Below are 662 nucleotides of genomic sequence, written 5' to 3'. Positions count from 1 at the left end.
GTCGCCAGAAAGCAGGTCACCATCGCCAACGCGCTGTGCAAGAGCCGTCAAAAATGGACCGCCGCGACGGTCTGATAGATACAGATGGGATGGTTGCCGCCCTCCCCAAACGGCATCGCGATGTGCCAGCATGGCGGTTGCTCATCGCCACGAAACGGAAAGGACGGCAAAATGAAGGACATGATTATCGGTGTTGATTTGGCAAAAGCTGTTTTCCAGCTTCATGGTGCAGCTGCGGTTGACGGCAGACCCCTATTCCGAAAAAAGCTGTCTCGCGGCCAGTTCCTGCGTTTCATGTCCCAGCATCCAGAAGCAGTGGTTGTGATGGAGGCCTGTGGCAGCGCTCATTATTGGTCGCGTATACTAATGCAACTCGGTCATAAGGTTCTGCTGATCCCTCCGCAGTATGTGCGCCCCTTCGTCAAGCGGCAGAAGAATGATGCCGCTGATGCGGAGGCGATCGTCATTGCAGCGCGACAACCAGAAATGCGGTTTGTCTCTCCTAAGACCGAAGAGCAGCAAGCGCGCGCGGCACTGTTCCGGGCCAGAGAGCGCCTTGTTCATCAACGAACCGAACTCGTAAATGCCTTGCGTGCCCTTCTCTATGAGTTTGGCCATGTTTTTCCGGCAGGTATGGGACAGATCGGTCGTATTGCGGCTGT

Annotated in this window: 2 protein-coding genes; both read left to right on the top strand. The window is 55.6% G+C overall.

Features of this window, described 5'->3' with window-relative positions:
* Positions 1-197: hypothetical protein (locus V6590_RS20840; protein WP_335425633.1), on the top strand; the 197-nt coding region annotated here is incomplete at its 5' end.
* On the top strand, positions 172-662 hold a 491-nt coding region (locus V6590_RS20835), incomplete at its 3' end, for an IS110 family RNA-guided transposase (RefSeq protein ID WP_335425632.1). The genes V6590_RS20840 and V6590_RS20835, both read left to right, overlap by 26 nt.

Source organism: Gemmobacter denitrificans, from assembly GCF_036964905.1.
Lineage (GTDB): Bacteria > Pseudomonadota > Alphaproteobacteria > Rhodobacterales > Rhodobacteraceae > Gemmobacter > Gemmobacter denitrificans.
The sequence above is the reverse complement of the archived record's forward strand: the minus strand, read 5'-3'. Positions and strand labels throughout refer to the sequence as shown.